Below are 5,884 nucleotides of genomic sequence, written 5' to 3'. Positions count from 1 at the left end.
GTTTGTATCAACCTTAAGTGGACGCTACCACATTTTCATGCTTGGCGGTGAAATTTTTTTCATTGGGACTGCCTTCTACTCTCAAACATTTGCCTTCTATAATCACTGACTATATGCTTGTTACCAATAACTTCCGTATCAAAGGACGGGAGTTGAGTGTCAGCTTAGATAGCAATACTCTGACTGTTTACCGTCATGGGGATAATACTCCCGTGTTACAAACCTGCTACAGCCAGGGAAACTGGTACGAAGAAATACCAACTCAATTAACAAGAAACGAAATTGAGCAGATTGAAAGTCTGCGTTTCTTTACGCAACAAGTATTGATGAATAAACAGCGATCTGCGCTTCTGGAGCAGACGCTCCGCGTAGCTTGCTTCTCCACAGGAGTACGCAGCAGCGCTTCTCTACGAGACGCTGAGTCCTGCGGACACGCTACGCGAACGCGAACGCTATCGCAAAAAGGTATTGAGAAATAAACTACCCACATTGTAGCTTCGGGCTCAGTGCGAACCTCCTTGTGGAAATAGGTGAACGCCCACCACAGGGATCGTAGAAATAATCCACCTAAGAGGTACTGATTGGTTCGATTTTGGGACAAGTAAGTTGGGTGATCATAAAGCGCTAAGGAATAGCGTTCCACCTTTGCTTGCGCGATCGCCTCCCAAGTGTTGGCACATTTGCAAGAACAATATTCGGAAACAGGCTGTATAACAACATCAATCTGAACAAAGAAAATCTGCTTTTATTAGCAGAAAAATACAATTTCGATGGGGATGTACAGCAAATTAAACCCTTAATTGATCGAGCTGGTGGACATCCTTATCTGCTGGGAGAAGCATTTGCCCATTTGTAACTTAACTCTAAATATTACCCTCGAACAGCTACTGCAAAAATCTGCAACAGGTTTTCGGATCTATTATAGTCCTACTCGCAGGGGAAACCGATTGAAAGAGAACCTACTTGTTTTACTTCTCCGTTCATGGTTAAAGTTTGGACAGTATCAAATGGGTCGTAATGTCCTCTTTCCCAGCCTCCATTTTGGAAAATAAAAGATAGATAAACCCATTCCTTATGAGCATCTTGGATGACAAGGTTATCGCCCTCTTGGGGTGTATAGTCAACATCAAAGCAATTTCTGTCATTGAGATTGAGCAAAACCCAATCGTCCGTTAGTCCTTTGCCTATATCCGCCGCAGGAAGTTCGTATAGCCCTTCCATCAGCGGCTCGTCGTCGCTTTTATATCTTTTAAATGTAGATAAATACCATCGATACACCTTGGGAGTCGTTGCTTGCTCCTGTTTGTATCGCCTCGAATTTTTGTTATGCACAATGGGTTTTTCTTTGTCCTTGCAAGTGCATAAAATGAAGCCTTTGTCAAAGTCGCACATAATTAATTGTAGATACTAAGGATTGATGAACCAGTAGACAGGAGATGTTTAAGAGCTAAGAAAATGTATCTCCACACTACCGTTCTCCCCCCTGCACCACTGAAACTACTGCTCTGTCTACTACCATCTGAAAATAACCAATTTTTATAGGCGAGCGACTTAAACATTATCCATATAAAACTATGCGAGCAGAATATGTATAGTAATTTTGAACACATTAAAAGCAATACGAATAAACGGTCGCAATGAAACAATTGATACTTGTATTAGGAGTAGGAATTTTACTTATACCTGTGAAGGTAACTTGCGGTTCTCCTGGTGCAGCCTGCGCTCAACCACCACTTCCTGGAACCAACAGTCAAGTTAGATATTACTACGAATATGAACCACTGGGTGTAATGCTAGTAGAGTTATTGATTCAGAAAAACTTGCCGTTTTATTACTTCAGTGGAACTGAGGATGTGTACTGAGTTAAAAATATGATTAGTTAATCCTAAGCCTTGTTTCGGGGTGGTTATTTTGTATTGGTGGGATTGTATTAAGCGATTTCCCTTTTGGAGATGTTACGCGTTGGCGTTAGCTTCGCTATACTGCGTAAACGCGTAGCGTGTCGCTTGCGACTCAGCCTCTGGGAACGAGAATCGCTTTTGGTAAAAATTTAATCATCAAAATCAATAATCAGTCCAGTAGGTACAATTCTATTGGGATTAATAATTGGACTTTAGGGATAAGTACACCTGTTACCAGGCTAAATTTCCAATTCCTTCATGATTTGCAACCACTTATCTGGTGTCGGCAGGGCTTGTTGGAGAAATTTGCTTGTCAGATTGCTAGCATTAGCTTGATATAGTAGGGTGGCATAGCTAAAACAACGAGCTGGTTTTTTGAACCCATCGTTACCATAAACAGAAATCAATTCCGCCAGCTTTTCCTCTACTTTCAAGATTATTTTGGGAGCAAGGGCAAGTAAATCGTACATCCACTGTTCCTTCTGGGCAATAAAAGCCGATAATTCTGAATTTGCAGAATTTCTAAACTCATCACAAATCGCCTGAATTTTTTCCCACTTATAACTACCCCAGGGTTTAGCCTTCATCACTGGCAACTGCCATTTAACTATCTCTTCTTGCCAATAGTCTTTAGCTGCTTGTACTTGAACAATTTCAAAACTAGGTAAAATTATGGCTGTCAATGTCCCACCATGACAGGCTCCAGTATCAATACCGTAGGTTTTTTGGGGAATTATGAGGGGATTATCTCCAACAACGCGATGACCAAAAATTACTGGCTTAACACCAGTATATAACTGACTCCAAGAAGTATCCCCGTAGCGTTTTCCCAGGTGTTTTTCACCCGCAGTGCAACCAGATAAAACTTCTTCCCTTTGTTCTTCGATGGGTATACCATCTTCCACCGCAGCATGAACTAAAATTGCTTGGTCAGTTTCGTGATAGTAAGGTAGATGACTAATCCATTCTAAAAATTCGTCATAGCTGTCGCTAAATTGTAATTTGACAATTTCCTGGGAGTAGGAAAGAGTTTGCCTGAGATGTTTGCGTTCGTGATTACCCATCAAGACGATGGTATTAGGACGATTTTTGAGAAAATCATACACCTTGACTGAATCAGCCCCCCGATCGACAATATCCCCCAAGGAGACTAAACAATCTTCTTCTGTAATTTCTACTTTGGCTAATAGTTGAAGCAGTTCTGCATAGCAACCATGAATATCGCCAACTACAATTGTTCGCATAACTCCAGTTCAATCGAATAAATTTAGTGTAGCATATATACTACAAAAGTAGTATGCAGGCAAAAGTTGTGAAGATATGGAAAGCCAGCAGATGAGAAGTAAAAGGGTTGTTAATTTTATCAGTGGACACCTTGATATAACTCAAGCAGAATTTGAGATCCATTACCGTCCTTTGAGCGATCGCGCGATCGCTCAAAACGAATGTTTTGTTGTTGGAGATGCGAGGGGGGCGGACACCCTAGCGCAACAATATCTTTGGGGGCGGACAGAGGCAGTAATTGTTTATCATATGTTTACCAGTCCTCGCAACAATCCAGGATTTTCAACCCGTGGTGGATTTCAAAGTGATGTAGAGCGAGATACACAAATGACGTTGGATTCTGATCGAGATATAGCTTGGGTAAGACCTGGAAGAGAGCAATCGGGTACACAAGCAAACTGCGATCGACGAGGTTTACTAATATAGTTTGACGTAAAGAAGCATACCATCATTAAAATACTGAAAATCTTAATAATAATGGCTTTTAGCAACTGTCAACTGCCTGCTTATCAAAATTAATAATCAGTTCAGTAAGTACAATTAATGATGTGATTTTCGCCTGTGGAATAAATAGTTAGGTAAAAATGCAGTATATCTCTTCGGCAATTTATTTTTTTATTCTGGTAATGATGGTAATAACGCCATTTGCCATACCTTTTCTGTTAAGGCGGAAGGGTTATATAACTAGTTTGCTATTAAGCAGTTTTCTATCTTTGATGACGTGCGTACTTCTAGTTACTTTGTTGGCATATTTACCAGATTTATATGCCCAGATGCGGCTTGATTATCTGGGTTTTGATTTTAATGGCTGGTCAGACGAAGACCGACTCAGAAATATTGCTCCAAAATTCAGAGACGAAGCAATAAAACTTTATCGATCGACTATGGGCATTGGGTGGACTCTGAAAGCTATTACTGGGGCAGTTTTGCTCATTCCTTATCAAATTGTTGCTTCTGGCTTAGTTTTCATAGTGAGTAAGTCGAAAAAATATGGCAGTTAGCACCTAACCACAGTTTACAGTGGACGCAAAGGCGGTGGCTGTTATGCCAATAATTTTAGTAAATGTAAGAAAATGTATCATCGAAATTTCAAACTTCTGGTTTTTCTGACTACCCCATTTCTGGGTATCGGAATTATATTTTTACCAACTATTCCAACTTTGGAGGGTGCTAAATTTCTATTCTCTATAACTATATTGTTACTAAGTTTTATTTTTGGTTTTTTATTATTTAAAAATCCTCAATATTTACCATTTAGAAAAAAGCGAACTTTTATTTTTCTATATTTATTATTATCGAGTGTGCTATTTTTGTTGGTCTCATTTATCGTTTTGATATCGTCTGCTTTTGATGCTACAAACATTTGCTTTTGATGCTACAAACATTGAAACTGTGACATCTAAAGAATATCCTACAACGGTATATTTATACAACTATACATGTTCTCCACCAGATACTTCTACAGGATGTGACACATACCACGGGGAATTAAAATTTAGACTTGGTTTTACTCCTTTTGTAATTACAAAGTTTAATTGTGATTGTCTTTTTGGGTCACCAGATCGCGTTGGTGAGTGGGTAACGATTCCCTTGGAAGCAAACCGAAATCCAACAGCATCTGCGATTAAAATTAACTTAAAAACTGGCGAATTTCTTCCAAAATGAACTGCAAAACTTTAATTTACGATCCGAGTAAGCAAGAGGCAATTACTTTAAATTTTGATAAAAAGCGTTATAAATTGGTAAGTTTGGATGTTTCAGATACACCCCAGATGTTGTCAGAGTCTTCTTTGGAAGGATATACACAATTCAGCTTGCTTACCATCATCTGTAGCACTTCGTGAACAAACTTTATCTATCAGCAACACAAAGTTAGGACAGCACTATCCCTTGGAATCAATGAAAAAACTTATTCAAATCTCAATTATTATAATTCTATCACTAGGTTTGACATATCATTTATTACGTATTGCTTTTCCAATAACCTATATAGTTGACTGTACCCAAGCTAATAAAATCACGAAAATATCCGATAATTTTATCAGTGCGATTGGTGACCCATCACCAAAAGAAGCAGAAATTATAGCACAAAGGTATATCACGAAAGCCTTTTGTTTAAATGATTTAAAGGGTGATTTTAGCTTCAGCCCTAAACCATATTTCTTTAATGTATCAAACTTAAGTTCTAAGTATCAAATTATTGGTTATAGTGGTGCTGGTTTTCGTAGTCCAGGCAATTTACAAGTAAAATTTGACAACGGGACTCTCCTAAATTTTTGCTTTAGCAAGATGGTAATTAACTGCAACCAAGCTCAAGAATGCGATTGTCCTCATGATTTTAACTGGGAACCCAAACCAAAGTGATTTTAATAGTAACTCATGAGAGATATCACAAAAATCTAATGTTTACTAAAAATGAAATTTTTAAATATGGATGACTTGCTCCATGAAAATATTTAGCAAAATAGCAATATATATAACCTTATTGATTGGTGTCGCAATTCTAATTATCAGTATTTACCCTGGTGCATTAAATAGTTTCTTTTTTCCAGTTATGCTGGTGTCAATTGTTTGTGTACCATTTGCAGTATTGGCAATTCTCTTCTGGGGATTGAGAACTTTAGAGCTGATTCGTAAAGAAAATATAAAGAAAACAGAGCCTCATTTTACTTAAGCTCTAGGCTAAATCAATCACATTT

The 5,884-nt window shown here is 38.3% G+C and carries 10 protein-coding genes; 8 read left to right on the top strand and 2 right to left on the bottom strand.

Features of this window, described 5'->3' with window-relative positions; genetic code table 11:
* Window positions 1-113: 113 nt before the first annotated feature.
* Window positions 114-479, top strand: a complete 366-nt coding sequence (locus tag GNE10_RS31210) for a hypothetical protein (RefSeq protein ID WP_260447107.1) — start codon at window positions 114-116, stop codon at window positions 477-479.
* Between the two features lie 448 nt (window positions 480-927).
* On the opposite strand, the gene GNE10_RS31205 is transcribed toward GNE10_RS31210, so the two are convergent.
* Window positions 928-1,332 (bottom strand): hypothetical protein, encoded by a 405-nt coding sequence (locus GNE10_RS31205; protein WP_311774899.1) that lies wholly within the window; start codon window positions 1,330-1,332, stop codon window positions 928-930.
* Between the two features lie 305 nt (window positions 1,333-1,637).
* Here GNE10_RS31205 and GNE10_RS31200 point away from each other — a divergent pair, with 305 nt between their 5' ends.
* Entirely contained in the window at window positions 1,638-1,862 is a 225-nt protein-coding gene (locus tag GNE10_RS31200) for a hypothetical protein (RefSeq protein ID WP_185569754.1), read from the top strand.
* Between the two features lie 278 nt (window positions 1,863-2,140).
* Here the strand turns inward: GNE10_RS31200 and GNE10_RS31195 are convergent, their stop codons facing one another.
* On the bottom strand, window positions 2,141-3,145 hold the full coding sequence (locus GNE10_RS31195; protein ID WP_185569752.1) for a metallophosphoesterase: 1,005 nt from the start codon (window positions 3,143-3,145) through the stop codon (window positions 2,141-2,143).
* A 91-nt stretch (window positions 3,146-3,236) separates the two neighbouring features.
* On the opposite strand from GNE10_RS31195, the gene GNE10_RS31190 reads away from it, so the two are divergent.
* From GNE10_RS31190 to GNE10_RS31165, 6 genes are all read left to right on the top strand, one after another.
* Complete coding sequence (locus tag GNE10_RS31190; RefSeq protein WP_185569750.1) at window positions 3,237-3,611, top strand: hypothetical protein; 375 nt, start codon at window positions 3,237-3,239, stop codon at window positions 3,609-3,611.
* 158 nt (window positions 3,612-3,769) lie between these two features.
* Window positions 3,770-4,186: a hypothetical protein gene (locus GNE10_RS31185; RefSeq protein WP_185569748.1), complete on the top strand. Its 417-nt coding sequence runs from the start codon at window positions 3,770-3,772 to the stop codon at window positions 4,184-4,186.
* A gap of 349 nt (window positions 4,187-4,535) precedes the next feature.
* Window positions 4,536-4,850: a hypothetical protein gene (locus tag GNE10_RS36265; protein WP_260447106.1), complete on the top strand. Its 315-nt coding sequence runs from the start codon at window positions 4,536-4,538 to the stop codon at window positions 4,848-4,850.
* Complete coding sequence (locus GNE10_RS31175) at window positions 4,847-5,029, top strand: hypothetical protein (protein WP_185569746.1); 183 nt, start codon at window positions 4,847-4,849, stop codon at window positions 5,027-5,029. Before GNE10_RS36265 ends, GNE10_RS31175 begins: the two co-directional genes overlap by 4 nt.
* Before the next feature lie 55 nt (window positions 5,030-5,084).
* A complete protein-coding gene (locus GNE10_RS31170; protein WP_185569744.1) occupies window positions 5,085-5,549 on the top strand; it encodes a hypothetical protein in 465 nt (154 codons plus the stop codon).
* 82 nt (window positions 5,550-5,631) lie between these two features.
* The gene (locus GNE10_RS31165; RefSeq protein WP_260447105.1) at window positions 5,632-5,859 is read left to right on the top strand and encodes a hypothetical protein; all 228 of its coding nucleotides are present in this window, start codon (window positions 5,632-5,634) and stop codon (window positions 5,857-5,859) included.
* The last annotated feature ends 25 nt before the right edge of the window (window positions 5,860-5,884 follow it).

The sequence above is a fragment of the Nostoc sp. 2RC genome, from assembly GCF_014222165.1.
GTDB lineage: Bacteria > Cyanobacteriota > Cyanobacteriia > Cyanobacteriales > Nostocaceae > Nostoc > Nostoc linckia.
Note: the sequence above shows the minus strand (reverse complement) of the source record. Positions and strands in the feature narration are given on the sequence as shown.